Source organism: Acinetobacter halobius (assembly GCF_044130335.1).
GTDB lineage: Bacteria > Pseudomonadota > Gammaproteobacteria > Pseudomonadales > Moraxellaceae > Acinetobacter.
Genome location: NZ_JBIQOD010000002.1, coordinates 280,344 through 305,304 on the forward strand (window position 1 = coordinate 280,344; position 24,961 = coordinate 305,304).

Genomic DNA, 24,961 nt, shown 5'->3' on the forward strand with positions numbered 1-24,961 from the left:
CAAAAATCAATGCAAAAATAAAACAGCGCAACTCATGCCATGAAATGAATTGCGCTGTTATCTTGTCGCGAATTTAACGGAAAAGCAATTTAAACCGCAGCAGTTTCCATTTCAGCTAAAGTCGGATAGTCCACATAGCCTGCCGCGACATCAGTTCCAATCATATTTTCCAGTTTCAGTTCATTCAGTGGCGCATCTTGCAGTAGACGCTCATACAGGTCTGGATTGGCAATATAGTCTTTACCCCAAGACACTGCATCGGCCTGACCCGATGCCAACAGATCAATCGCATCTTCACGGCTTAAACGCATATTGGCAATCAATGGTACACCACCCGAACGTTGTTTGAGGTACGTACTGATACTGTCATCAGCCAAATATTCACGGGTAAAGAAGAACGCAATCTGACGTTGACCCAGTTGCTCCAGTGCATAACCAAAGGTTTCACGTGGATCATCATCGCCCATGTCATGTTCATCACCACGTGGGGCTAGATGCACCCCAACACGACCTGCACCCCAGACTTCAATCAATGCATCCACCACTTCAAGCAACAAACGCGCACGATTTTCTACACTGCCACCATATTGATCTTTACGTAGATTGGTTGAGCTTTGTAAAAACTGATCAATCAAATAACCATTGGCCGCATGCAGTTCCACACCATCAAAGCCCGCCGCTTTAGCATAAACCGCTGCTTGCTTGTACTGCTCAACAATGCTTTGAATTTCAGCAATCTCTAATGCACGAGGAACCACATATTCACGTTTTGGACGTAATAAACTGACATAGCCCTTTTGTTGTACGCTACTTGCAGAAACTGGGGTTTCGCCATCCAATAAATCAGGGTGCGATACACGACCGACATGCCACAACTGCGCAACAATTAAGCCCGCTTTGTCATGTACCGCTTGAGTCACCTGTTTCCAGCCTTCAACTTGCGCTTCATTAAATAGCCCCGGTGTATTCAAATAGCCATTGGCTTCTTCCGAAATCACGGTCGCTTCAGAAATAATCAAACCTGCACTTGCACGCTGTGCATAATACTCTGCCATCATGGCTGTTGGCACACGGTCTGCTGTTGCACGACTACGCGTTAATGGAGCCATAATGACGCGGTTTTTTAAGTGTAAATCACCCAAAGTTAAAGGAGTATTCAGTTCAGCCATAGTCGCCTCGATCGCCACTTTTTTCAATTAAAGTGAACGTTGCAAATGTTCGATATATTGCTGAATCAACGCTTCATTGCGCGAAAAATATGACCACTGTCCATTTTTCTCGACTTGAATTAAACCGGCCTGCTGTAACACAGATAAATGGTTCGACATCGTCGATTGCGACACATTGCCCAACCGCTCGATATGACCTGCACATACGCCCCGTTTAAAGTCACCACATTCGTCGCTCGATAAAAATTGTTCAGGCTTTTTTAACCATTCCAAAATTTGACGACGCGTCGGATTAGCCAAGGCTTTAAAAATTAAATCTATATCCATACTCAAGACACGTTTAATGGGCAGCAAAGCGTGATTCAGTTTCTTTTATCTAATATATCGTATTTTTTCGATTTTAATATCGAATTTTTTAGATATATTGTAAAATAAATTTTAACGCTTTGCTTTCATTCATTATTTAAATTACAAACCTTGTTTTAAGCTGGCTTCAATAAACTTATCAAGGTCACCATCTAGTACTGCACCTGTATTGGAATTTTCAACACCAGTACGTAAGTCTTTAATACGTGAGTCATCCAAAACATAAGAACGAATCTGACTGCCCCAACCGATATCTGACTTCGAGTCTTCAAGTGCTTGAGCCGCTTCGTTACGTTTGCTCATTTCCAACTCATACAACTTCGCACGTAACTGTTTCCATGCATGATCACGGTTGGCATGTTGTGAACGTTGGTTCTGACATGCCACCACAATCCCTGTCGGTGCGTGGGTTAAACGTACCGCAGAGTCTGTTTTGTTAATGTGCTGACCACCAGCACCTGAAGCGCGGTAAGTATCTGTACGCACGTCAGATGGGTTGATATCAATTTCAATATTGTCATCAACTTCTGGCGACACAAACACAGCAGAGAACGAGGTATGACGGCGGTTACCTGAGTCAAATGGCGATTTTCGAACTAAACGATGCACGCCCGATTCAGTACGCAACCAACCATAAGCATATTCACCTTCCACACGAATCGTTGCTGACTTAATCCCGGCGACATCACCGTCTGACTCTTCCATCAATTCAGCTTTAAAACCATGACGTTCAATCCAGCGCATGTACATACGCAGTAACATTGAAGCCCAGTCTTGCGCTTCTGTACCCCCTGAACCTGCTTGAATTTCCACATAACATGGGTTCGGGTCCATTGGGTTGCTGAACATACGGCGGAATTCAAGCTTCGCTAATTCTTCTTCTGCAGAATTCAATTCAGCCTGAACATCAGTCAGCAGACTCTCATCATCGGCCTCGACTGCCAAATCGAGCATCGCTTCTGCGTCTTCAAGCTGTGTTGCCAAACCATCTAACACGTTTAAGACGTTTTCAAGTTCGCCTTTTTCTTTGGCCATCGCTTGCGCACGGCTTTGATCATTCCAAATCGCTGGATCTTCTAATTCACGGAGAACCTCTTCTAAACGCTCTTTTTTCAGATCGTAGTCAAAGATACCCCCGTAATGTCAGACCACGGTCGTTTAAGTCTTTTAATTGGTTTAGATACGGATTAATTTCCACGTGAATTACTCTCAATCAATATAAAGCGAAAAAATAGTCGCTGATTATAGCACACTCAGTGGCTGTGATTATTCATCTCAAACCCGACACAACTGGCTCTTCTTCATAAGATGGAAAGTTAACCTTCAGTCAAGAAAGTGATTACTTCAATGAGCAAGCAAATCTCTATATGCTTCAGCAACCACATAAAACAAATCTGAGAGCATTTCTCAGCAGACAAATGGGCTAAACATTTTGGCCTAAAATTGTATAAAATATGGACAAAAATTATGAGATCCACAGAATCTACACAATTTTAATAAAACAAAACATTATAAAAATATAATTTATTATCAATTATTTAAATATGAAAAATTACATGATGTAACCATGGATACAGAGCATTAACTTTCCATTGGTTGACGCTTTTTTATTTTGACCTAGACTGAAGTTGTAACAAAAAATTTAAATATCGGTCCACTTTCGAGGGGTACATTCCATGAAAAAATTAGCAATTGCTTCAGCACTTCTTTCAGCTTTGGCAATCACAGGTACTGCGCATGCCTACCAAGCAGAAGTCGGTGCTTCTGCTGGCCTAATTGATCCAGACAATGGTAGTTCAAGCGGCTCTTTTGGTGTGGATGGTACATACTACTTTAACCCCGTACAAACTCGTAATGCGCCACTTGCAGAAGCAGCATTCTTAGATCGTGCCAGTAATGTAAATGCCAAATACCAATACGATGAAGTTGGTGATGATGAACGTCAGCAATATGGCATTGGTGCAGAATTCTTCATCCCGAACTCAGACTTCTACCTCGGTGGTAAAGTTGGACGTGATGATTATTCTTTTGATAATGGCGGTGACTTTGATACTACAGTTTATAGTGCTGAAGTCGGTTATTTACCTGCTCCAGGTTTATTAATCGCTGCGGGTCTAAAGGGTTATGATAACGATTATGACGATGGCGTAGACCCAACTTTACGTGCCAAATATGTCACAACACTCAGTAATGGTAAAGACATAAACTTAGAAGCAGGTGCCGCTTTCGGAGACCTTGATGAATATAACCTTAAAGGCGATTATTTCATCGACAAAACTTTAAGCTTAGGGGCTGACTATTACAGCAATGATCTCACTGATACCAATGAATTCGGTATCAATGCTCGTAAATTCTTCACTCCACAAGTCAGCCTTGAAGGCCGTGTTGGTTTTGGTGAAGTCGGCAACAACGACTACAACAAATTCGGTGTAGCTGCGAAATACCGCTTCTAAAACCATTCAATCAAAGTTTGAAAACAAAAGCCCATTCTCGAATGGGCTTTTTTCATTTCTATAAAGCATTGTTATAAATAAAGATTGACTCTCTGCTACTTTTTTGTACACTGCGTTACAACTGTCATAGAACAGTCATTATTCTTATAACAAAGAGAGAATCTCTAAAATGCTTAAAAAACTTGCGCTTACTACAGCACTGATTGCGAGCTTCGGGACTGCACATGCTTACCAAGGTGAAATTGGTGGCACCATTGCTGTCGTTGATCCTGATCATGGGGATACTGCAACAGGTTTTGGTGTAGATGGCATATACTACTTCAACCCAGTTCAAGTCAAAAACAATCCGCTGAATGAAGCTGCTTTTTTAAACCGCTCCAGTAATCTCAATGGCGCAGTTTCTTATATTGACTATGATATCTATGAAGTCACTGCTTTTAATGTTGGACTCGAATATTTTGTGCCAAACTCAGATTTTTATATCAACGGGAATATTGGACAAACCAAACATGAAATGGATGATGTTGAAGATCTAGATACAACAATTTATTCTGCTGAGCTTGGCTACCTTCCCGTTCCAGGCCTATTGGTTGCAGTCGGTTTATTCGGATATGATAATGATTATGGCGACGATGTAGACCCAACCTTACGTGCAAAATATGTCACCCAAGTCGGCACCTACGACATGAATTTTGAAGGTGGTGCATCTTTTGGCGATATTGATGCTTATAACTTAGCTGCTGACTTATATTTAGATAAAACCTTGAGCGTTGGTCTCGGTTTTTCTGATACAGACGAAGAAGATGCTGACGTATTTACCATTCGTGCGAAAAAATTCTTCACACAACAGGTTAGCCTAGAAGGTTCAGTTGACTTTGCTGATGAAGGCAATATATTCGGTTTACGTGGTGCTTACCGCTTCTAATTGAAACAAAAATGTATTTAAAAAAACCGCTCTATAGAGCGGTTTTTTAATGTTGTTCTAAATACAAAATGCGAAGTTGTACACTGACATTGCCACGAAATTCATTTTTATCCAACTCATAGACCAAACGAACTTGATGATTCATCTCATTAAACTGGTATTTGTCCGCTGCATTAAAAGCAATAGCATCAACCACCTGACCATTATCTAAAGCAAGGCGTAATTTTAAATGCACTTCTTTCAACCAACGGAAATCTAAAATCTGAAAATTTCCTTCAAAAATCGGGGCTGGAAACTTTTGCCCCCATGGGCTGAGTTGTTGCAAAATATTGACCGTCTCAACCTGAATATTTTGCGCAGGGAGCTCACCATCAGTCCATAAAGTGGCTGTAAATAAACGTTCATCCTGAGCTGCCATCAGTGCTTCAAAAGCCTGTTTAAACTCTTCAAAATGGCTTTTTTGAATGGTTAATCCTGCTGCTGCTGCATGACCACCAAAGTGGCTGACCAAATATGGATATTGCTCAGCAACACACTCAATGGCATCTCGAATATGAATCCCTTCTATCGAGCGCGCTGAACCTTTGATATGTATCCCGTCTTCATCTGCTGCAAACACAATACTTGGACGATGAAACTGTTCTTTTAAGCGCCCCGCAACAATGCCTATCACCCCCTGATGCCAATGTGGCTCGAACATCAGTAAGGCCGCAGGTAAAGCCGTATCATCCAGTTGAATCTGATCTAAGGCTGTTAAAGCCTCCTGCTTCATCGTCGCTTCAACCTGACGACGCTCCACATTCAACTGATTCAGTTGCTCCGCCAATGGATAAGCTGTAGCAAAGTCCTGTGCCAATAGACATTCAATCCCGATATCCATGGTTTCCATACGACCTGCCGCATTAATACGTGGTCCCAGTACAAATCCCAAATCTTGCGCTTTTAAAGTTGTAGCCTCTCGCCCTGCAATCTCGAGTAATGCACTGATGCCGGGACGACATAAATGCTGCTGAATTCTCTTCAGCCCGACATCGACCAAAATACGATTATTGTAATCAAGACTGGCAACATCGGCATAAGTTCCCAAGGCCACCAAATCCAGATACTGACTCATGACGGCCGAAGACTTATTGAGTTTTTTACGATAGCTCGATAAGTTGGCTAAAACATAAAAGGCAACCCCCACACCAGCCAAAGCTTTACTTGGAAAATCACAGCCCAACTGGTTTGGATTGACTACCGCTTCAGCATTCGGTGTGGGTTTAGTGGTCAAGTGATGATCGGTAATAATCACTTGCATACCATGATCTTGCGCTTGTTTCACACCGTCATGGCTGGAAATACCATTATCAACCGTAATCAATAAATCAGGTGTAAAGGTGGTAAATGCCAAATCTGCAATCGCTGGGGTTAAGCCATAACCATATTTAAAGCGGTCTGGAACCAGATACTCTACCTGTGCCCCCATCTCACGCAAAGCCAAGACCATCAAAGCCGTACTGGTTGCACCATCTGCATCATAATCGCCGACAATGACGATTTTATGATGCTGATCCATTGCAGCATCTATCAACTGAATAGCTTCGTTTAAGCCTTTCATATTAGGTGCTAGTAGATGCTTAAGCTTTAATTCCAGTTCTTGTGCTGACGCTACACCACGACGAGCTAAAATTTCTGCAATAAACGCAGGAACATCCTGAAATAATTCAGGACGGCTAATGAAGGGTCTTTGCTTAATTTGAATGGATGACATTTATGGCATCAAACGCTTCAACACCCAAACATCGTGCTGTTTTTCATAACTTAAGCGGTCATGCAAACGGTTCGGGCGCCCCTGCCAAAACTCATAGTAGTCTGGCTCAAGACGGTAGCCACCCCAAAATAGTGGTTTATTCAGTTCCGATTTACCTTCAACTTGACTTTGCAATTGCTCAAAACGTTGTTGCAATACCTCACGACTTTCAATTACACCACTTTGGGGTGTACTGATATGTGCCGCAATTTGGCTATCTCGTGGACGCTTATGATAGTAGTCTGTCGATTCCGCTTCAGAAATTTTGACCACTTTACCCCCAATGCGAATTTGACGCTCCTGCTCCTGCCAATAGAACAGTAACTCTGCATACGGATTTTCAGCCAAATCATTGCCTTTTTGGCTATCATAATTGGTATAAAAATCATATCCAGCTTCGGTTGCACCTCGTAAGAGAACAGTCCGCACATGTGGACGACCCTGCCCACTCGCTGTTGCCAGCGACATCGCATAAGGCTCATGCAATTGTGCTTCTAGTGCATGGTTGAACCAAAGTAAAAACTGGGCATGTGGATGGGTTTCTACTCGTGCTTCGTACAACTCACCTTTTTGGTAACTTAAACGAAGTTCGCTGAGATCTTTAATTAAATCAGTCATTTTTCAACTCCTTACTAAGCTGCATTCGCACGTACGGCATCAGCCAATGTATGAGCTAAAGTACTAACTTCATCCAAATCATCCCCTTCCACCATGACACGAATCACAGGTTCAGTCCCTGACTTGCGGATCAACAAACGACCACGACCTTTGAGTTGTTGCTCTGCTTTATCAAATTCAGCCACCAAAGCAGGCACTGCATAAGGATCAAACATCGCCTCTAAACGGACATTCACCAACACGTTCGGTAGAAGTTTAAATTCAGCAACCAGTTCATGCAGGGCTTTCTTCTGCTCAACCATCACCGTCAACACTTGCAACGCGGCAATGATGGCATCGCCTGTCGTACTTTTATCTAGTGTTAAAATATGTCCAGATGGCTCACCGCCAATAACCCAACCTTTTTCCTCTAGACCTTGTAAGACATAACGATCTCCCACTTTGGCACGTAATAATTCAACACCTGCTTTTTCTAAGGCAAGCTCTAAGGCCATATTCGACATCAGAGTACCCACAATTCCTGCTGGCTTTTTCTGCGTTTGCGTTGCGAGGATATAGAGGACATGATCTCCATCAATCAACTTGCCTGTTTTATCCACCAAAATAACCCGATCTGCATCACCATCAAATGCAATACCCAAATCAGCTTTATGCTCAACGACAGCTTTTTGTAAGCTTTCTGGATGGGTCGAACCACAACCCTTATTGATATTTAAACCATTTGGTTCATTGTGAATAGCAATGACTTTCGCACCCAATTCACGAAAAACTGCTGGTCCTACATGATAAGCAGCCCCATTGGCACAATCCACCACAATCGTTAAGTCATTTAAATCGTAGTGGTATGGAAAGGACGATTTACAAAATTCAATATAACGACCTTGTGCATCATCAACGCGAACACTTTTACCTAGGTTTTCAGTATCTTCAATGAAAATATCATTTTCTAATTCAAGGTTGATTTCTTCTTGTAGCGTATCTGGGAGTTTCTTCCCGTCACTGGAAAAGAACTTAATCCCATTATCAAAATATGGGTTATGCGAAGCAGAAATGACAATCCCTAAATTTGCATGTAGAGCACGAGTCAAATGAGCAATAGCAGGGGTTGGTAGAGGCCCCAATAAATGTACATACACACCCGCAGCATTAAGACCCGATTGAAGTGCAGATTCCAAAATATACCCAGATAAACGCGGGTCTTTTCCCATGACCACCACCGGTTTAGCTTTTTTACTATGACGCTTAATCACTTTACCTGCGGCAAATCCTAACTTCAGCGCAAATTCAGGAGTAATAGGGAGAACGCCAAATTTTCCACGAATACCGTCGGTACCAAAATAACTCATGTATGTCTCACTTCTTAATGGGTGATTTGCATCATCCTTTTTCATTGTGAAATACTTTACACCAAAACGAAAAAGCCGTCATTTTTATGACGGCTTTTACATTAAACAATTGGTATAGCTGAATTAGCCAACGCGGTAGTTCGGTGCTTCTTTGGTAATTGTCACATCATGGACATGTGACTCAGACATGCCCGCAGATGTAATTTTCACAAACTTCGCATTTTGACGAAGATCTTCAATCACAGATGAACCCGTATAGCCCATAGAAGAACGTAAACCGCCCATCATTTGGTGTACGATGTTACCCATCGGGCCTTTGTATGGCACACGACCTTCGATCCCTTCTGGAACTAACTTTTCGGCACCTGCTTTAGAGTCTTGGAAATAGCGATCCGCAGAACCTGTTGCCCCTGCCATCGCGCCCAATGAACCCATACCACGATAGGCTTTATAGTAACGACCTTGGAAGAATTCAACTTCACCTGGCGCTTCTTCAGTTCCTGCAAGGAGTGAGCCGACCATAATCGTGCTCGCACCAGCGCCAATCGCTTTTGCCATATCACCAGAGAAGCGGATACCACCATCTGCAATTAATGGAATTTGGTCTTTCAATGCATTGGCAACGCTATCAATCGCAGAAATCTGCGGCATACCAATACCAGCCACAATACGAGTGGTACAGATTGAACCTGGGCCAATACCGACTTTAACTGCGTCAGCACCTGCATCCAATAAAGCCAAAGCGGCATCGCCAGTGGCAATGTTACCGCCAATCACTTGGACTTGCGGGTAATTCGCTTTTACCCAACGTACACGCTCGATTACACCCGCAGAATGACCATGTGCAGTATCCACGACAATCGCATCCACACCCGCCTCAACCAGTGCTTCAACACGGCTTGGTGTTTCTGCACCTGTACCAACTGCAGCACCCACACGTAAACGGCCGAGGTCATCTTTACAGCTGTTTGGATAGCTTTCCGCTTTACGGAAATCAGTGACCGTAATTAAGCCTTTAAGTTCGTTGTGTTCACCCACAACCAAAACTTTTTCAATACGATGCTTTTGCAATAATGCTTGAATATTTTCTTTCGATTCACCTTCACGCACTGTCACCAAACGATCTTGGCCCGTCATGATATTGCTTACAGGTTGCTCAAGGTTCGTTTCAAAGCGTGTATCACGACCAGTCACGATACCAACTACTTTGCAATCCTTCACAACAGGTACACCGCTGATATTGTTGGCTTGAGTAATCGAGATCAATTCACGCACTGTGGTTTCAGGTGTTACAGTGATTGGATCTTTCACCATTCCTGCTTCAAATTTTTTCACACGACGGACTTCTGCAGCTTGTGCAGCAATATCCATGTTCTTGTGTAAAATACCAATACCACCATTTTGCGCCATCGCAATCGCCATACGCGATTCAGTCACCGTATCCATTGCTGCTGACACAAGTGGGATATTTAAATTAATGCCGCGCGTGAATCGTGTCTTTAAAGAGACATCTTTTGGGAGAACAGTAGAGTAGGCAGGGAGTAATAGGACATCATCAAAAGTTAACGCGTCTTGAACGATGGTCAACATAACAGTCTCACTGGTAATTTCCGTGCGCTATTATAAACAAAAATAGCCTTAAATTTCATTGCAATTACAAAAATTATTTTTTTGTCTTAGAAAAGAATATGATAAAACACGTATTTTATTTTTGAGCTATCATTTTCACGCTTATTTTTTTATTTCTTCTTTTGCAAAGGATTTAGGTCATATTTAAAAATGAAAAAGTAGAGCCTTAGCTCCACTTTTTGCAATTAGCATACCTGATTAAACCCTTCATCATTGACCGATAAGCCTGCGTCTAGTTGCACAAAAGGAATCATATTGTGTGCACGTCGTGCTTTGTTGCATTGATCGTCAGCAATCTGAACTTCTTTACATGATGAACTCCGTTGTTCATACATACCACAACTCACCTGCTCACCAATGGTTCCATCTAGTGCAATACAACGCGGGTTTGCTTGATTCGTTCCCACCATACATGAGTACACAGCCGTCACAGGCTCGACATAGTGCTCAGGCATGGGAATACCTTCGGCCCAATAAAATGAGACTCTAAAAAAGGCACAACATGCCCCACAGCTTAAACAGGCATCTTCCGTCGGAACTTGAGACAACATCCTTTATATTCTCGTTTTCAAAAAACTTTTTTGGAAGAAAATATTAAAAAAATTGTGGTCGCCAAACAAGCAAAATTTACGACTATTTTGTCACTTAAGTGGGACAGGTAAATACACTCTCGTCCATCAAATCTGTGCCACATTCCAAACCTTCAATCCAGTCTAAGAACTGATGGATCTGCTCTTGACCAATAAAAGGAGTCCCATGTTGTGGTACGATCATTTCGATATCCATCGTGCGGACCATGTTGACCCATAAACGGATCACTTTGTTATTACACATATAACGCTGATGGAAGCCTTTCATTTTAGGAATATGTGCAGCAAAATTTTCCAAAGGTTTAGATGCATCATCCACCATTGATGCCCCCATATCACCTGAAAATAAAATCTTGGCAATCGGGTCATAAAACTGAAAATTGCCTACCGAATGTAGAAAATGGGCAGGTACAGCAATAATGGAAGATTGACCTAAAGTGATGACTTGACCATGATCAGGCAATTCCACCAACCGGTCTAACCAGTTGCCTTTCATCCGCTCACTCATAAATGCAGAGTTCAAATGCGGTAAAAAACGTGCCCACAGTTTAGAAGCCACAACTTTTGCCTCGGTATACACTAACCAACGTGGCATTGAGGTGATAATGTCCGGATCTTGATGTGAAGCCATGACATAATCAAGATTGGTCAAACGAGTATATTTATTCAACTCCATCGTGAGTGGTACATAGGTTAAATCCCCACCCGGATCTAACACTGCAGCACGTTCATGGTCAATAATTAAAAACTGGTTCGCCTGAACGCCTTCACCTTTGACCAAGCTGGTAAAGCTAATACATTTATGTGTGCCATCATCATATAAAACCTGTGACGTTGTACGGTCAAATGCCATACCAATCCCCTCAAAATACTGTTTTTCTTAAACGACTTTTTAATGCCTACAACATATATGGATTTACACAAACTTACAATGCATTTGCGACCAATATCATTTGATATATCAATAAATTGAGGATGGTTTAACAATAAAAAATCCCGATTTTTTAAGTCGGGATTGGTGATTTTTATAGTGAATTAGAAGAAATAATGCTGTACTAGTGTAGAAATACCCACAACTAAAAAAATCGCTGCACCAATTTTATGAATCAACGAAATCGGTAATTTATCTGCCAATTTATCGCCAATAAACACAGCGGGTGCATTGGCCAACATCATACCGAAAGTCGTACCCAACATGACCCAAAAAATACTGTCAAAACGTGCAGCCAAAGCTACTGTCGCAATTTGAGTCTTATCGCCAATTTCCGCTAAGAAAAATAAGATAAAGGTTGCGCCAAATACCCCAAACTTTTGCCATTTATTAATGCTTTCAGTTTCGTCCCCTAATTCATCGGGGATCAACATCCAGATCGCCATCCCAATAAAGCCAAGTGCAAGTATCCACAATAGAATTTCGGGGCTGAGTACTGTCGTAATCCATTGGCCCAACACCGCAGAGATACCATGATTGATCGTTGTCGCAAGTAAAATTGCAATTAAGATCGGGATGGGTTTACGGAAACGCGCTGCAAGTAAAAGCGCAAGCAATTGGGTCTTATCACCCATTTCAGCAAGGGCAACAATTGAAGTGGAGATGAGGAATTCATACATAGTTGAATGCTCTGGCTAGCAAAATATACCGATGACCTACCCCTCCTGCTAGCCAAAATCAAATAGATTGATGCAGAGTGGTAAATCAAAGGTCTTGCCAACAAAAGCACAACTGAAAAGTCGTTTTTGGTTCTTTGCTATGATGACCATGTTCTGTTGAACAATTATGTTGATCATCACCCCTTTACTTTGCGTAAAGAGCGGCTACTCCCCAATGAAGTGATAGCATTTTACCAAACAATCAGAACTTTTTGAATCTCTATATCCAAATTTTTTGGTAAGTCCACATCAACACACGAGCAATACCCAATATAAAAGCTAAATTCACACTTAAACAAAAAAAACCAAAAATACTCCAGCCACTTGCACCACCAACACTTTGGGCTTGATACTCCATGGCCAAAACCATAGTCGCCGCAAGCACCTCCAACCCCATGACGATATACATCACCCAGTCTGATGAAAAATCTAAGAAACTTACCCACAAACCCATTAATACAAAAACAATCAATAATATAGGCAATACAATTCGATAGATCACCAGCATCCTTGCACCTCATCTCAAATAGAATCGTTATCAGTCTAAAATTATTTTAAAAGAAAGCCTGAATCAATAAAATCACACTTATTATTATCCCAAAACATAAAAACCCCGCCTAGGCGAGGTTTTCTAAATTTAAATCATATCAGATCAACAAGCTACGGATGTCTTTTAGTAACTTGGTGAGTTTATTGGTAAAGCGTGCTGCATCTGCCCCATTGATCACACGGTGATCATAAGACAAGGACAATGGTAACATCAGCTTAGGATCAAAACCTTGCCCATTCCATACCGGTTGCATCGTTGCAGGTGAAATACCCAAGATTGCAACTTGCGGCCAGTTCACTAATGGCGTAAATGCTGTGCCACCGATTGCACCGAGACTTGAAATGGTGAAGTTTGCGCCTTGAAGATCTTTCGGCGAAAGCTTCTTATCACGGGCTTTTTGACCCAATACACCGAGCTCCACCGCAATTTCTTTGATAGACTTTTGGTCAGGATTACGCAGTACAGGAACAGTCAAACCATCTGGTGTTGCTACAGCAATGCCCATATGAATTTCATTACGCAACAGTACAGACTTGCCATCATCAGCCAAGTGACCTGCAAAATCACGCTCTTCTTTCAACAGATGCGCAACAGCTTTAATAATGAAAGCCATAATCGTCAAGCTAATGCCATCTTTCTTAAAGTTGCCTTTAAGGTCATTACGCCAAGCTTCAAGCTCAGTAATATCCGCCAAATCAAACTGAGTGACTTGTGGAATATAGTTGTTTAAAGACAACTGAGGAATAGAGACTTGTTGCAGACGTGTCAGCACTTTCTCTTCTACACCACCAAACGCACTAAAGTCCGGCAGTTTCGGTAAGCCCGCAGTGGCAGCAACCGCCGCAACAGGTGCTGTTTGCGGTGCTGTCAAGCGACCTTTCACATAAGCAAAAATGTCATCTTTCATTAAACGTGCATGTGGACCAGAGGCTTTGACTTCTGCCAGTACTACCCCCAACTCACGCGCCAATTTACGTACCGCAGGACCCGCATAGACTTTAGCATTGGCTGCATTTTGCTCTTTGGTCAGCTTATCTGCGCCTTGAACTAGTGGTGCAGTCTGTACAACAGGCGTCTCTACTGGCGCAGTTGTAACTTGAGCAATTGTAGGTTTCACTGGTGTCTGAGCAACAGCTTGAGCTACTGGTGCAGAGGCTTGCCCCTCAGCTTCAATAGTCACCAAAGCCACGCCTTCTGAGACATTTTGACCCAATGCAACATGAATCGCTTTAATCACACCTGCTGTCGTACTTGGTACTTCAACCGTTGCTTTGTCTGACTCAACCACGACGATACTCTGGTCTTTTTCAACCGTATCACCGACTGACACCAAAATTTCAGCAACAGTCGCTTTGTCTACACCCAAGTCAGGCACTGCAATTTCAACTGCACCTACAGGCGCAGCAGCAACTTGTGGTGCCGCTTCAGCAGGCTGAGCTTCAGTGGCTTGAGGCGTTGCAACTTGCGTAGGCTCCGCAGTCGCTTGTGTAATTGAAACTGCTGTTTTTACAGTCAGAATCACCACACCCTCTTTAACACTGTCACCCACTTGAATGCTAATTGATTGCACTGTACCTGAAACCGTACTCGGGACTTCAACGGTGGCTTTGTCTGATTCAACCACAAGGATGCTTTGATCGACAGCAATCTCATCGCCAACCGACACCAAAATTTCACCAACGGTTGCTTTTTCTACACCGATGTCTGGCACTTGCACATCAATCACTTGTGATGCTGTAGTCGCAGCTGGTGCAACCGTTTCAGCAACAGCAGGGACAGGCTTTTCTTCAGCTTGTACAACTTCAGCCTGTGCTTGTGCCGCTGGCGCTTCAGTTTGTCCCTCGGCTTCTAGCTCAATCAGTGCTGCACCTTCGGCAACCGAGTCACCTAAGTTCACCAAAATACTTTTCACCACACCTGCTGAAGTGCTCGGCACTTCAACAGAGGCTTTGTCGGATTCCAGTAAAATAATGCTGTCATCGACACTAATGCGATCGCCGACTTTCACTAAGATTTCAGCGACGGTCGCCTTATCTACACCAATATCAGGAGTCGTAATTTGCATGATTATTTCTCCTCTTTGTAGTCTGCAACAGCGTGAATCTCAGGTGTTGCTTGCGGTGCCCACGCCACAGGACGATCCGTATCTAATTCAAAATTAGAAATCGCATCTTTGACTAAACGTGCATCTACTTCACCTTCATCAGCCAATTTCTTCAAGGTAGCAACCACAATGTGCGCCGCATCTACACCGAAGTAGCTGCGTAAGTTCGCACGTGTATCAGAACGACCGTAACCGTCTGTACCCAATGCTACAAATGGACGACCATCTGGTAAATACGCACGGATCTGCTCGCTATAAGCACGCATATGATCGGTTGCAGAGACTACAATACCCTCTTTCCCACGCAACTGCTGAGATACCCAAGACTCTTTCACATCTTCAGTCACAGGGTGTAGGCGGTTGTATTCTTCACATGCCATACCATCACGTGCTAATTCGTTGAAGCTGGTCACACTCCACACATTTGAGTGAATTTGGTATTCATCACGTAAGATTTTCGCAGCCTTGATGACTTCACGCAGAATTACGCCTGAACCCATCAACTGAACCGTAGCTTTTTCATCTTCTTGGAACAAGTACATACCACGTTTGATGCCTTCCTCAGCGCCTACTGGCATTTCAGGATGCTCGTAGTTTTCGTTCATGACTGTTAAGTAGTAGAACACACGCTCTTGGTTGACATACATACGTTGTAAACCATCATGCACAATGACCGCTAACTCATAACCGAAACATGGGTCATACGACACACAGTTTGGAATGGTGTTGGCTAAAATGTGTGAGTGACCATCTTGGTGTTGTAAACCTTCACCGTTTAGCGTGGTACGGCCCGCTGTTGCACCCAATAAGAAACCTTGCGCTTGTGCATCACCTGCTGCCCATGCAATGTCACCAATACGTTGGAAACCAAACATTGAGTAATACATGTACATTGGAATCATTGGCAAGTTATTGGTTGAATAACTGGTTGCCAACGCTGCCCACGCACTCATCGCGCCCGCTTCGTTGATCCCTTCTTGTAACATGTGACCGTCTTTGGCTTCACGGTAATGCATCAATTGTTCTTGATCTTCAGGTGTGTATTTTTGGCCGTGTGCGGCATAAATACCCAACTGACGGAACATACCTTCTAAACCAAAGGTACGCGCTTCATCAGGAACGATTGGCACAACACGGTCTTTAATCGCTTTTTCTTTCAAGAGTGAAGAAATCAAGCGCACCATTACCATAGTGGTTGACTGTTCTTTACCTGCTGAACCTTTTAACACCGCATCAAATACGGACAATGCAGGAATCGCGAGCTGTTCACTTTCTTTACGACGTGCAGGTAAATATCCCCCTAAAGCTTCACGACGTGCCTTCATGTATTTCAATTCAGGAGAGTTTTCGCTTGGACGATAGAATGGAACTTCTTCTAGCTGCTCATTGGTAAATGGCAAGTTAAAACGGTCACGTACATATTTCAAAGAGTCAATCTGCATCTTTTTGATTTGGTGCGTTTTGTTGACTGCTTCAATTTCTTCAGACAAACCATAGCCTTTCACCGTTTTCGCAAGGATGACCGTCGGCTGACCTTTGGCTTTCATCGCTTCTGCATAAGCAGCAAATACCTTGTACGGATCATGACCACCACGGTTGAGGTTATCAATATCCTCATCACTCAGGTCTTTGATTAATTCTTTTGCTTCAGGATACTTACCAAAGAATTTCTCACGGGTGTATGCACCACCTTTGACTTGGTAGCGTTGGTAATCACCATCCACCGCTTCTTCCATTACCGCTTTTAAAGCGCCTGTGCTGTCTTTAGCAAGTAACGGATCCCAATGACGACCCCATACCACCTTAATGACACGCCAGCCCGCACCACGGAATAAAGATTCTAGTTCTTGAATGATTTTACCATTACCACGTACTGGGCCATCCAGACGTTGTAAGTTACAGTTCACCACCCAGATCAAGTTATCTAACTTTTCACGACCAGCCAATGAAATTGCACCTGTACTTTCAGGCTCATCCATCTCGCCATCGCCTAGATATGCCCAGACTTTACGATCTTCTTCTTTAATTAAACCACGGTTCATCAAGTACTTTTGAATATGTGCTTGATAGATCGACATGATTGGCCCTAGACCCATAGATACCGTTGGGAACTGCCAATAATCAGGCATGAGGTATGGGTGCGGATACGAAGGTAAACCAATCCCACCAACTTCACGACGGAAATTATTCAAATGCTCTTCGGTTAAACGACCTTCAAGGAATGAACGTGCATAAATACCCGGTGCACAGTGACCTTGATAATAAATCATGTCGCCGCCAAAGCTGTCATTATTGGCACGGAAAAAGTGGTTAAAACCGACATCATATAAAGTTGCTGAAGATGCAAAGCTGGCCAAGTGACCACCTAAGTCATCACCCGTTTTGTTGGCACGAAGTACCATTGCCAAAGCATTCCAACGAATCAACGCACGGATACGACGCTCCATGTCTTGATCGCCTGGCATTGCAGGTTCTTCAGCCACTGAAATTGTATTTAAATAAGGCGTGTTTAAACGCTGAATAGGGACATGTTTAGCGATTGCTTGTTGATACAGTTTTTCCAGTAGAAAAGCTGCACGCTCAGTCCCCATGTGTTGTAAAACGGAGTCAAACGCATCTTGCCATTCTTGCGTTTCTTGCGCGTCAGTATCACCATAAAACGCCATAATTCACCTATTTCGATATCCTAATCTTATGAGCTAATATGTATCATACTTTCGTCCTATAAGAGTATCGCTACAGCTGAATATGGCCCACCCCTACTATTTAGCAGCTAAATAGTCATTGACCATTCGTTACCCAAGTTAACAAAAAACCGCCAATTTAGGCGGTTTTTTATACATTTAATGCGATTTTTTGATGCTAATTTAGGTTACGTCAGACCTGTATTCCTTTTCAAACATCAGACCAACGGTAAGTTCGGATCATCGTTCAAAACGGATTAAGGCAACATTGCGAGATAAGTCGATGGGTTTTTACGTTGACCATCTTTAACTACTTCATAGTGTAAGTGTGGGCCAGTACAACGACCTGTACAGCCCACATTGGCAATATGCTCACCAGCGTCTACACGGTCGCCAACACGAGCGATTAAACGTGAAGCATGTGCATAACGTGTGATATACCCGTTACCATGGTTAATTTCAACATATTGCCCATAACCTGTACCCCAACCTGACTTGGTCACAATTCCTGGGCCTGTTGCGTAAATTGGAGTACCACTTGGTGCAGCAAGATCAAGGCCTGAATGACGTTCTGCACGACCATTCATCGTACGACCGCCATAATTTGAACTGACCCGTGCGCTTGGTAATGGATGCGCAATTAGCCATGAATGAGGGTTGTTTGAAAAACCTTTTGAAGAAGACTCTGAGCCGTATTTTTTAGCCAGTGAAGCATTGTTAAGCTCAACTGTTTTCTCACGGAGCTGCACTGACATTTTCGTTTCAGCAGGAAGATCAATATCATCTGCAGTATAAGCACCTTCTGACAAAGTGCGTGTCAGTTGCTCAATTCGATCCGAAGATGCGTTATTTGTATTGAGCTCAACTAAATCGGCGAAGGCCACAGACGCAGCCGATGCCGCAAAAGAAAAAGCCAACAAAATACGTCGCATATGCATAAAAAAACCTCTTCAAACTGTTCTTACAAACATTTCTTGCGTGATCTCGTCCTTGATATCTACTGAAAAGAACGCATAAGATTAAGACATCAACATGAAGGAAATATGTATGTCCGAACCAGTGAATCTCTTTCAACAAACAAGAAAACACATAAAAACAGGAAACTTAACGTTTCTCTCAAAGCAAGTTGCTGCATGGCAGAAACTCACTAAACTGATCCAACCTATCCTACCGCAACCAGAGCAGTGGCAGGTTGTTTGTTATCAATATGGTATTTTGACGATTACCGGCGAAAATCAAGCGATGATTAGTCAACTTGGTTACCTTCAAAAACAATATATTGCACAACTGTCGCAACTTGACGAGTTTAAGGACTTACAAAAACTCCAAGTTCGTTTGAGAATCCCATCCCAAACACCCGCAAAAATACAATCTATTTCAAGATCGCTCAGCACCGAAACTCAAGATCTAATTCGAGATGCTGCTGACTTTGTGAGCGACCCTAAGCTTAGCCAAGCAATGCGCCGTTTGGCAAGCAAAAAAAAGTAACCCAGCTTTGAATACGGTCTAAACCCAATTACTTAAATGTGAAATACATCACAATATTAAAAGTTACAATATAACATCACATAGCAAAGACAATGACTTAAGTCACACTCACGTATGGAATTGGACACTGATCTTCGTCATCAAATGTTACAATTTCATAGCTACTTGGGTCACTTTTAACATTGCGTAATAACTGATTATTCAAAGCATGGCCTGACTTATATCCATCAAATTTAGCAATAATTTGGTGACCAAGCAGATAAAGATCACCGACGGCGTCTAATATTTTGTGACGAACAAATTCATCCGAAAAGCGTAAACCTTCCTCATTCACTACGCCTGTTTCATCAACCCCAATTGCATTATCTAAACTGGCCCCCAAAGCCAAATTATTGGCCTTGAGATAATCCAAATCCTTCATAAAACCAAAAGTACGGGCTTCACTGACTTCATAAACGAAGGTTTCAGTTGAAAAATCAATAGTGGCTGATTGATATTCTTTCTTAAAGGCGGGGTGATCAAAATCAATAGTAAAATTCAGTTGAAACCCTTTATGTGGGCTGAAAATGGCGCGTTTGTCGTCAATGAGTGCTTCAACAGGCTTTAGAATTTTTATAAATTTTTTAGGGGCATCTAGTTCTTTTAGGCCGCCTTGCATGAGCAAGTAAATGAAAGGGCCAGCACTACCATCCATAATTGGCACTTCAGATGCAGACACTTCAATAATCAGATTATCAATGCCCAGACCAGCTATCGCACTCATGACATGTTCAATGGTACCGACCTTGGTATCCTCTTGAACCAAGTTAGAACACATAAATGCTTCTTGAATTAGCATTGCATTGGCAAGAATGTCTACAGGTGGGTTAAGATCAATACGACGAAATACAATTCCACCGTCCGCATGATGTGGCACAAAGTTAATTAAAACTTTTTGCCCACTATGCAGACCAATACCGCTTGCTTTTACGACACGTTGTAAAGTTCTTTGTTTCAACATGTTTCATATCATCTCACCACTAAACCGCTATACGTTAGCATATTTAGCCATTGATAAAAAACAAAAAGGTAGTCAGAGACTACCTTTTCTTCAAATAATGCGGAATTACCACACGGGCAAGCACTACTTACGTTGTTGATTTTTCAAATAATCTTGAATACTCATTGGTGTTGGGCGCGCCGCACTCACAGCAGATGCAGAATTTGCTGTCGCAGCCGCATCTTGGTTCTGACGCTGGATTGCTGGCACATCATCATCTTCAACTACCGCTTGCGTTGTATGCCCATGTTGTGCTACTTGCACATGTGCATTTGGACGTTTCACGGGCTCAGCAGAATCTGCTGAATTTCGAGTCAAGCCAGTTGCAATCACAGTGACACTGATTTCATCACGCGCATCTGGATCAAATACTGTGCCGTAGAACACTTGGCCTTCGTCTAGATCGACAATTTGGTTCACAACATCAGTAATTTCTTCGATTTCACCAAAGGTGACATCATCGCCACCCGTTACATTGATCAGAATACCTTTGGCATTCATGATGGTCACATTATCTAGCAATGGGCTACGGATCGCTTGTTCAGCCGCTTGACGTGCGCGGTTCTCACCACGACCTAAACCAGCACCCATCATGGCATAACCACGTGTGCTCATTGCAGTTTTTAAGTCAGCGAAGTCAAGGTTAATATGACCTGGGCGTACCACCAAATCAAAGATACTACGTACCGCATTAAGAAGAACATCATCGGCTTTTTTGTAGGCATCTTTCATTGAGATGTCACGGAAAACTTTCAACAAGCGTTGGTTTGGAATGATGATTAAAGAATCTACATGTGCTTCTAATGCTTCAATCCCTTGCTCAGCAGATTGAAGGCGACGCTTACCTTCAAAGTTAAATGGTGTCGTTACCACGCCTACGGTTAAGATACCCATTTCTTTGGCAATTTCAGCAACCACTGGTGCTGCACCTGTACCTGTACCACCGCCCATACCCGCAGTCACAAACACCATATCAGTGCCTTCAAGGTGCTGACGAATCAAGTCACGGCTTTCTTCAGCCGCTGCTTGACCCACATTCGGATTGGCACCTGCACCTAAGCCACGAGTACTTTGTTCACCCAACTGGATTTTGAATTGTGCATTCATACGGTCTAGCGCTTGCTTGTCCGTATTGGCACATACAAATTTTACACCTTGAATGTCTGACTCAAGCATGTGTTGTACGGCATTACCACCTGCACCACCAACACCAAACACAGTAAAACGGGCTTGACCGTTGCTATCGGTTTGATCATCTTCTAAAAATTCAAATGAGGCCATGACCTATAGATTTCCTAATTCGTTATTGGCAGTCACTTAAGCCCGTATACTGCCTTGATCTTAATAAACAAAATTGCTTTTAAGCATGCTGTGCAAGCCATAGCTTGTCAAGTTTAAGCGATGCGTTGTACAACTTCTTAACAATATTCCAAAAAAATTCAACTTAAAAAACAGATTTCAGCTTGTCATTGAGTCCAGACCAAGCACGCCCAACGCGTTTGAATAGCGATAGTTTTTCTGTATCTTCAGGCTCAACAATCGTTTCTTGTGTTTCACTTTGACTAAACATCAACAAACCCGCTGCTGTGGCATACTGCGAACGACGTAATGCTGCAATATTTTGCTCGTCTGCTGTCACATGCACAGGCGGATTACCCAAATGTGCTGATACGCCCAACATACGACGTGCCAACGTCACCATGCCTTCAATTTGGTTGGCATCACCGGTTAGGACCACACCATGATACAAACCATGGATTGCACCATTCCGCTCAAGTTCTTGGCGTACTTGACCTAAGATTTCCTCATAACGTGCAACCACAATCTCAGTCAACTCAATACGGCTAATCGTTTGCGGACCATCAATCCCTTGAATCTGAATCATATGGTCTGGTTTAACCGATTTAATATCAACACAACCATAGAGTAGTTTAATTCGTTCCGCTTCTTCAGTGGTTGTTTGTAACACAGCAGCAATATCTCGGGTGACATGCTCACCACCACGCTGTAAAGTATGCGTCAGTGCTAAACGCCCATCTAAATACACCGCAATGTTGGTGGTACCTGCGCCAATATCCACTAAACAGACGCCATACTCTTTTTCATCTTTGAGCAGACTTGCTTCTGCCGTTGCCAAACAAGATACGACCAACTTTTCCACCCCGATATTGGCACCTTTAAGTGCGCGATCAAGGTTTTGCATAGTACTAATTGGTAACATCATCAGTTGATAATGACCAATCATACTATGTGCAGACATACGTATTGGGTTCTGTACCCATTCTGGTGAGTCATCTAGCTCAAAGCCCAACGGAACCGCACTGACCAGATAATGATCCGAGGTCATGTGGCTAGCTTTGGCCAACTCTAATGCACGAACCACTTCACTTGTTGTAATTGTATGGTCAGTATTTTCAACTGGTGTTCGTCCCGACGCATAAAAGCTCTTTAACTCTGCACTGGGAATAGATACCCATGCGGAATGGACACGGCATTCGGCCATATCTTCTGCTTCTTGCACGGCATTTTTTATTGCTGTAATGACTTTATCAAGACTTACAATTTTTCCTTTATTCATGCCTCGGTTACGAGCAGTTGCCATTCCTATCACTTGGATATTATCTGGCGCATGTACCTTACCAATCAAAACTGAAACTTTGTGCGTCCCAATGTCAATCGCAACAACTGAGGGAACCGCTTCATTCATTATTTACTACTACCATCACATGTTTGTTTAATTTATGGCTTTATGCCTCTGTTTTAAAGCCAAGTATTATGGCTTTGCTGCCACTCCACCTGCAATGCTTGTGTCATCAATCGTTACAACAAAATGACCATTTGCTATCTTTGGTGCAGCAGTATTCTTCCATTGAATGGCTAAGCCATTCCGATAACGCAAATCAATAGCGGATACTTTGTCCCAAACTGGCTTCAAATCACTTTGAGCCAAATAACTCAAGCGTTGTAGTTTACTCATGGTTTGATCCTGATCTACGATAACACGTAAACCCGAATCGAACTGCATAAACCAAGTCATCCGCTCCGTTAAATATAATTCTTTTAAACGCAGGTTGACTGGTTGGAATAACTGATTAATTTCATTATAACGGCGCATCATCATTTTTGATTGACTGATTGGGCCGTGCAATAACGGTAAATTTTGATTATTTTTCGGTGTCACTTCGCTAAACACATCACCACTATCACTTAAGAGACGCCCTGTCCCCCAACGTGCAATAGCATGCTTTGGCATGACACGAACGCGAATCGCATTCGGCCACGCACGCGAAACCACCACACGATCAATCCAAGCCAACTCTAAAGTTCGATCGCGAATGTCTTCTAAATCTGAGGTGAAATAGTTATGGGTGATGGTCGGTGACACATGCCCCATGACCTGACTCTTTTCCGCATCAGAACGCACACCAACCACATCGAGTTCAGCCACACGTGCATCTGTCATGACTTGATATAAGCCATAAATACCAACCAACAAGACCGCTATTGCAACCACCAACATCACCCAACCACCAAAATTCGCAAGCTTTTCCTTACGCGTTGGTGGTTTATCGTGTATCGACGTAATCGCTGCGCGTTTGCGGCGCATAGAAGCTGGTAATTGCGCCATTTAGTGAGTCGCACCTGTCAGTGTTTGCTCTAAAATTTGCACACAAAGCGCATCGAAGCTGTAACCCACTGCATTTGCCGCTTTCGGCACCAAAGAGTGACTGGTCATACCTGGTACAGTATTCACTTCAAGGAGCCAAAAGTTGCCTTGCTCATCTTGCATCGCATCAATACGGCCCCAACCACTTGCACCTACCGCTTGGAATGCACGAAGGCAAAGCGCTTGCAACTTTTGCTCTTCTTCAATGCTTAAACCGCACGGAATTCCGTATTCCACATCATTACGTTGATATTTTGCTTCATAGTCATAAAACGCCACATCCGCAGGCGGTTGCAGGCGAATCACAGGCAACGGTTGACCGTTTAAGAATGAAATGGTGAACTCACGTCCCGTAATCCATTTTTCAGCCATCACCACAGCATCGTGTTGCGTCGCTTTGGCAATTGCAGCCGCCAAATCTTCTGCTTTTTCAACCTTACTCATGCCAACACTTGAGCCTTCATGTACTGGCTTGATAATCAACGGAAGCCCCAAGCTCGCCACTACTTCAGCCAAATCTGACTCTTGGCTAATAATGCGATAAGGTGCTGTAGGTAAGTCCGAACCCTGCCAAACTTGCTTGGTTTTCACTTTATCCATTCCGATTGCAGAACCTTGCACACCAGTTCCCGTATATGGAATATTCAACCACTCCAAGACGCCTTGAATTTGACCATCTTCTCCACCGCGACCATGCAACACAATAAACGCACGATCATACCCCACCAATTCGGTCACACTACGTTCTTGCGGGTCAAAAGCTTCAGCATTCACGCCCGAACGAACCAATGCGTCAAGTACAGCAGTACCACTATCTAGAGAAACCTCACGCTCAGCAGATTTACCACCAAGCAACACAGCAACTTTGCCGAATTTTGAAGCATTTGACAC

Annotated in this window: 22 protein-coding genes and 1 riboswitch; of the genes, 3 read left to right on the forward strand and 19 right to left on the reverse strand. The window is 43.0% G+C overall.

Going from position 1 to position 24,961, the window contains the following annotated elements; all coding sequences use genetic code 11:
* Positions 1-89: 89 nt before the first annotated feature.
* The 3 genes from ACE01U_RS03655 to prfB form a co-directional block, all read right to left on the reverse strand.
* A complete protein-coding gene (locus ACE01U_RS03655) occupies positions 90-1,169 on the reverse strand; it encodes an alkene reductase (protein WP_110974629.1) in 1,080 nt (359 codons plus the stop codon).
* Positions 1,170-1,196: 27 nt separating this feature from the next.
* Positions 1,197-1,496 carry an ArsR/SmtB family transcription factor gene (locus tag ACE01U_RS03660; RefSeq protein WP_086209159.1) on the reverse strand — a complete coding sequence of 100 codons (300 nt, stop codon included), beginning with the start codon at positions 1,494-1,496 and terminating at the stop codon, positions 1,197-1,199.
* A 141-nt stretch (positions 1,497-1,637) separates the two neighbouring features.
* A protein-coding gene (prfB, locus tag ACE01U_RS03665) for a peptide chain release factor 2 (RefSeq protein WP_395578732.1) occupies positions 1,638-2,733 on the reverse strand; the annotation gives its coding sequence in 2 pieces (ribosomal slippage) (positions 1,638-2,660 and positions 2,662-2,733; 1,095 coding nt in all).
* Positions 2,734-3,211: 478 nt separating this feature from the next.
* On the opposite strand from prfB, the gene ACE01U_RS03670 reads away from it, so the two are divergent.
* Both ACE01U_RS03670 and ACE01U_RS03675 read left to right on the forward strand, forming a co-directional pair.
* The gene (locus ACE01U_RS03670) at positions 3,212-3,988 is read left to right on the forward strand and encodes a putative porin (protein ID WP_086209161.1); all 777 of its coding nucleotides are present in this window, start codon (positions 3,212-3,214) and stop codon (positions 3,986-3,988) included.
* A 169-nt stretch (positions 3,989-4,157) separates the two neighbouring features.
* A complete protein-coding gene (locus ACE01U_RS03675; protein WP_086210249.1) occupies positions 4,158-4,913 on the forward strand; it encodes a putative porin in 756 nt (251 codons plus the stop codon).
* A 46-nt stretch (positions 4,914-4,959) separates the two neighbouring features.
* Here the strand turns inward: ACE01U_RS03675 and recJ are convergent, their stop codons facing one another.
* The 11 genes from recJ to ACE01U_RS03730 form a co-directional block, all read right to left on the reverse strand.
* Positions 4,960-6,666 (reverse strand): single-stranded-DNA-specific exonuclease RecJ, encoded by a 1,707-nt coding sequence (recJ, locus tag ACE01U_RS03680; RefSeq protein WP_395578733.1) that lies wholly within the window; start codon positions 6,664-6,666, stop codon positions 4,960-4,962.
* Positions 6,667-7,323, reverse strand: coding sequence for a pyridoxamine 5'-phosphate oxidase (gene pdxH / locus ACE01U_RS03685; protein ID WP_119063302.1), 657 nt, complete (start codon positions 7,321-7,323; stop codon positions 6,667-6,669).
* Between the two features lie 14 nt (positions 7,324-7,337).
* Positions 7,338-8,669 carry a phosphoglucosamine mutase gene (glmM, locus tag ACE01U_RS03690; RefSeq protein WP_395578734.1) on the reverse strand — a complete coding sequence of 444 codons (1,332 nt, stop codon included), beginning with the start codon at positions 8,667-8,669 and terminating at the stop codon, positions 7,338-7,340.
* 123 nt (positions 8,670-8,792) lie between these two features.
* A complete protein-coding gene (guaB, locus tag ACE01U_RS03695) occupies positions 8,793-10,259 on the reverse strand; it encodes an IMP dehydrogenase (protein ID WP_395578735.1) in 1,467 nt (488 codons plus the stop codon).
* 224 nt (positions 10,260-10,483) lie between these two features.
* On the reverse strand, positions 10,484-10,849 hold the full coding sequence (locus tag ACE01U_RS03700; protein WP_086210253.1) for a YkgJ family cysteine cluster protein: 366 nt from the start codon (positions 10,847-10,849) through the stop codon (positions 10,484-10,486).
* 94 nt (positions 10,850-10,943) lie between these two features.
* Positions 10,944-11,741, reverse strand: coding sequence for an oxygen-binding di-iron domain-containing protein (locus ACE01U_RS03705; RefSeq protein WP_110974623.1), 798 nt, complete (start codon positions 11,739-11,741; stop codon positions 10,944-10,946).
* A 182-nt stretch (positions 11,742-11,923) separates the two neighbouring features.
* Positions 11,924-12,499, reverse strand: a complete 576-nt coding sequence (locus ACE01U_RS03710) for a TMEM165/GDT1 family protein (RefSeq protein WP_086210255.1) — start codon at positions 12,497-12,499, stop codon at positions 11,924-11,926.
* 83 nt (positions 12,500-12,582) lie between these two features.
* A riboswitch (yybP-ykoY riboswitch) is annotated at positions 12,583-12,724 on the reverse strand.
* A 34-nt stretch (positions 12,725-12,758) separates the two neighbouring features.
* On the reverse strand, positions 12,759-13,046 hold the full coding sequence (locus tag ACE01U_RS03715) for a hypothetical protein (RefSeq protein ID WP_395578736.1): 288 nt from the start codon (positions 13,044-13,046) through the stop codon (positions 12,759-12,761).
* A 139-nt stretch (positions 13,047-13,185) separates the two neighbouring features.
* Positions 13,186-15,153, reverse strand: a complete 1,968-nt coding sequence (locus ACE01U_RS03720; RefSeq protein ID WP_395578737.1) for a 2-oxo acid dehydrogenase subunit E2 — start codon at positions 15,151-15,153, stop codon at positions 13,186-13,188.
* Between the two features lie 2 nt (positions 15,154-15,155).
* On the reverse strand, positions 15,156-17,858 hold the full coding sequence (gene aceE, locus ACE01U_RS03725; RefSeq protein ID WP_110974621.1) for a pyruvate dehydrogenase (acetyl-transferring), homodimeric type: 2,703 nt from the start codon (positions 17,856-17,858) through the stop codon (positions 15,156-15,158).
* A 275-nt stretch (positions 17,859-18,133) separates the two neighbouring features.
* Positions 18,134-18,814: a M23 family metallopeptidase gene (locus ACE01U_RS03730; RefSeq protein WP_086210259.1), complete on the reverse strand. Its 681-nt coding sequence runs from the start codon at positions 18,812-18,814 to the stop codon at positions 18,134-18,136.
* 109 nt (positions 18,815-18,923) lie between these two features.
* On the opposite strand from ACE01U_RS03730, the gene ACE01U_RS03735 reads away from it, so the two are divergent.
* Entirely contained in the window at positions 18,924-19,364 is a 441-nt protein-coding gene (locus tag ACE01U_RS03735; RefSeq protein ID WP_395578738.1) for a DUF721 domain-containing protein, read from the forward strand.
* Between the two features lie 97 nt (positions 19,365-19,461).
* Here ACE01U_RS03735 and lpxC read toward each other — a convergent pair whose 3' ends face one another.
* From lpxC to ACE01U_RS03760, 5 genes are all read right to left on the reverse strand, one after another.
* Entirely contained in the window at positions 19,462-20,364 is a 903-nt protein-coding gene (gene lpxC, locus ACE01U_RS03740; protein ID WP_086210261.1) for a UDP-3-O-acyl-N-acetylglucosamine deacetylase, read from the reverse strand.
* Between the two features lie 123 nt (positions 20,365-20,487).
* Entirely contained in the window at positions 20,488-21,684 is a 1,197-nt protein-coding gene (ftsZ, locus tag ACE01U_RS03745; protein WP_086210262.1) for a cell division protein FtsZ, read from the reverse strand.
* A gap of 163 nt (positions 21,685-21,847) precedes the next feature.
* Positions 21,848-23,110 (reverse strand): cell division protein FtsA, encoded by a 1,263-nt coding sequence (gene ftsA, locus ACE01U_RS03750; RefSeq protein ID WP_086210263.1) that lies wholly within the window; start codon positions 23,108-23,110, stop codon positions 21,848-21,850.
* A 66-nt stretch (positions 23,111-23,176) separates the two neighbouring features.
* Positions 23,177-24,031 (reverse strand): cell division protein FtsQ/DivIB, encoded by an 855-nt coding sequence (locus ACE01U_RS03755; RefSeq protein ID WP_086210264.1) that lies wholly within the window; start codon positions 24,029-24,031, stop codon positions 23,177-23,179.
* Positions 24,032-24,961 carry a D-alanine--D-alanine ligase gene (locus tag ACE01U_RS03760; RefSeq protein ID WP_086210265.1) on the reverse strand — a complete coding sequence of 310 codons (930 nt, stop codon included), beginning with the start codon at positions 24,959-24,961 and terminating at the stop codon, positions 24,032-24,034.

Coding starts and splice junctions, on each gene's coding strand:
- ACE01U_RS03670 (WP_086209161.1), top strand. CDS start 3,212: ATGAAAAAATTAGCAATTGCTTCAGCACTTCTTTCAGCTTTGGCAATC.
- ftsZ (WP_086210262.1), bottom strand. CDS start 21,684: ATGGCCTCATTTGAATTTTTAGAAGATGATCAAACCGATAGCAACGGT.
- ACE01U_RS03735 (WP_395578738.1), top strand. CDS start 18,924: ATGTCCGAACCAGTGAATCTCTTTCAACAAACAAGAAAACACATAAAA.
- glmM (WP_395578734.1), bottom strand. CDS start 8,669: ATGAGTTATTTTGGTACCGACGGTATTCGTGGAAAATTTGGCGTTCTC.
- pdxH (WP_119063302.1), bottom strand. CDS start 7,323: ATGACTGATTTAATTAAAGATCTCAGCGAACTTCGTTTAAGTTACCAA.
- ACE01U_RS03720 (WP_395578737.1), bottom strand. CDS start 15,153: ATGCAAATTACGACTCCTGATATTGGTGTAGATAAGGCGACCGTCGCT.
- ACE01U_RS03675 (WP_086210249.1), top strand. CDS start 4,158: ATGCTTAAAAAACTTGCGCTTACTACAGCACTGATTGCGAGCTTCGGG.
- ACE01U_RS03715 (WP_395578736.1), bottom strand. CDS start 13,046: ATGCTGGTGATCTATCGAATTGTATTGCCTATATTATTGATTGTTTTT.
- ftsA (WP_086210263.1), bottom strand. CDS start 23,110: ATGAATGAAGCGGTTCCCTCAGTTGTTGCGATTGACATTGGGACGCAC.
- aceE (WP_110974621.1), bottom strand. CDS start 17,858: ATGGCGTTTTATGGTGATACTGACGCGCAAGAAACGCAAGAATGGCAA.
- recJ (WP_395578733.1), bottom strand. CDS start 6,666: ATGTCATCCATTCAAATTAAGCAAAGACCCTTCATTAGCCGTCCTGAA.
- guaB (WP_395578735.1), bottom strand. CDS start 10,259: ATGTTGACCATCGTTCAAGACGCGTTAACTTTTGATGATGTCCTATTA.
- ACE01U_RS03660 (WP_086209159.1), bottom strand. CDS start 1,496: ATGGATATAGATTTAATTTTTAAAGCCTTGGCTAATCCGACGCGTCGT.
- ACE01U_RS03755 (WP_086210264.1), bottom strand. CDS start 24,031: ATGGCGCAATTACCAGCTTCTATGCGCCGCAAACGCGCAGCGATTACG.
- lpxC (WP_086210261.1), bottom strand. CDS start 20,364: ATGTTGAAACAAAGAACTTTACAACGTGTCGTAAAAGCAAGCGGTATT.
- ACE01U_RS03705 (WP_110974623.1), bottom strand. CDS start 11,741: ATGGCATTTGACCGTACAACGTCACAGGTTTTATATGATGATGGCACA.
- ACE01U_RS03700 (WP_086210253.1), bottom strand. CDS start 10,849: ATGTTGTCTCAAGTTCCGACGGAAGATGCCTGTTTAAGCTGTGGGGCA.
- ACE01U_RS03655 (WP_110974629.1), bottom strand. CDS start 1,169: ATGGCTGAACTGAATACTCCTTTAACTTTGGGTGATTTACACTTAAAA.
- ACE01U_RS03710 (WP_086210255.1), bottom strand. CDS start 12,499: ATGTATGAATTCCTCATCTCCACTTCAATTGTTGCCCTTGCTGAAATG.
- ACE01U_RS03730 (WP_086210259.1), bottom strand. CDS start 18,814: ATGCATATGCGACGTATTTTGTTGGCTTTTTCTTTTGCGGCATCGGCT.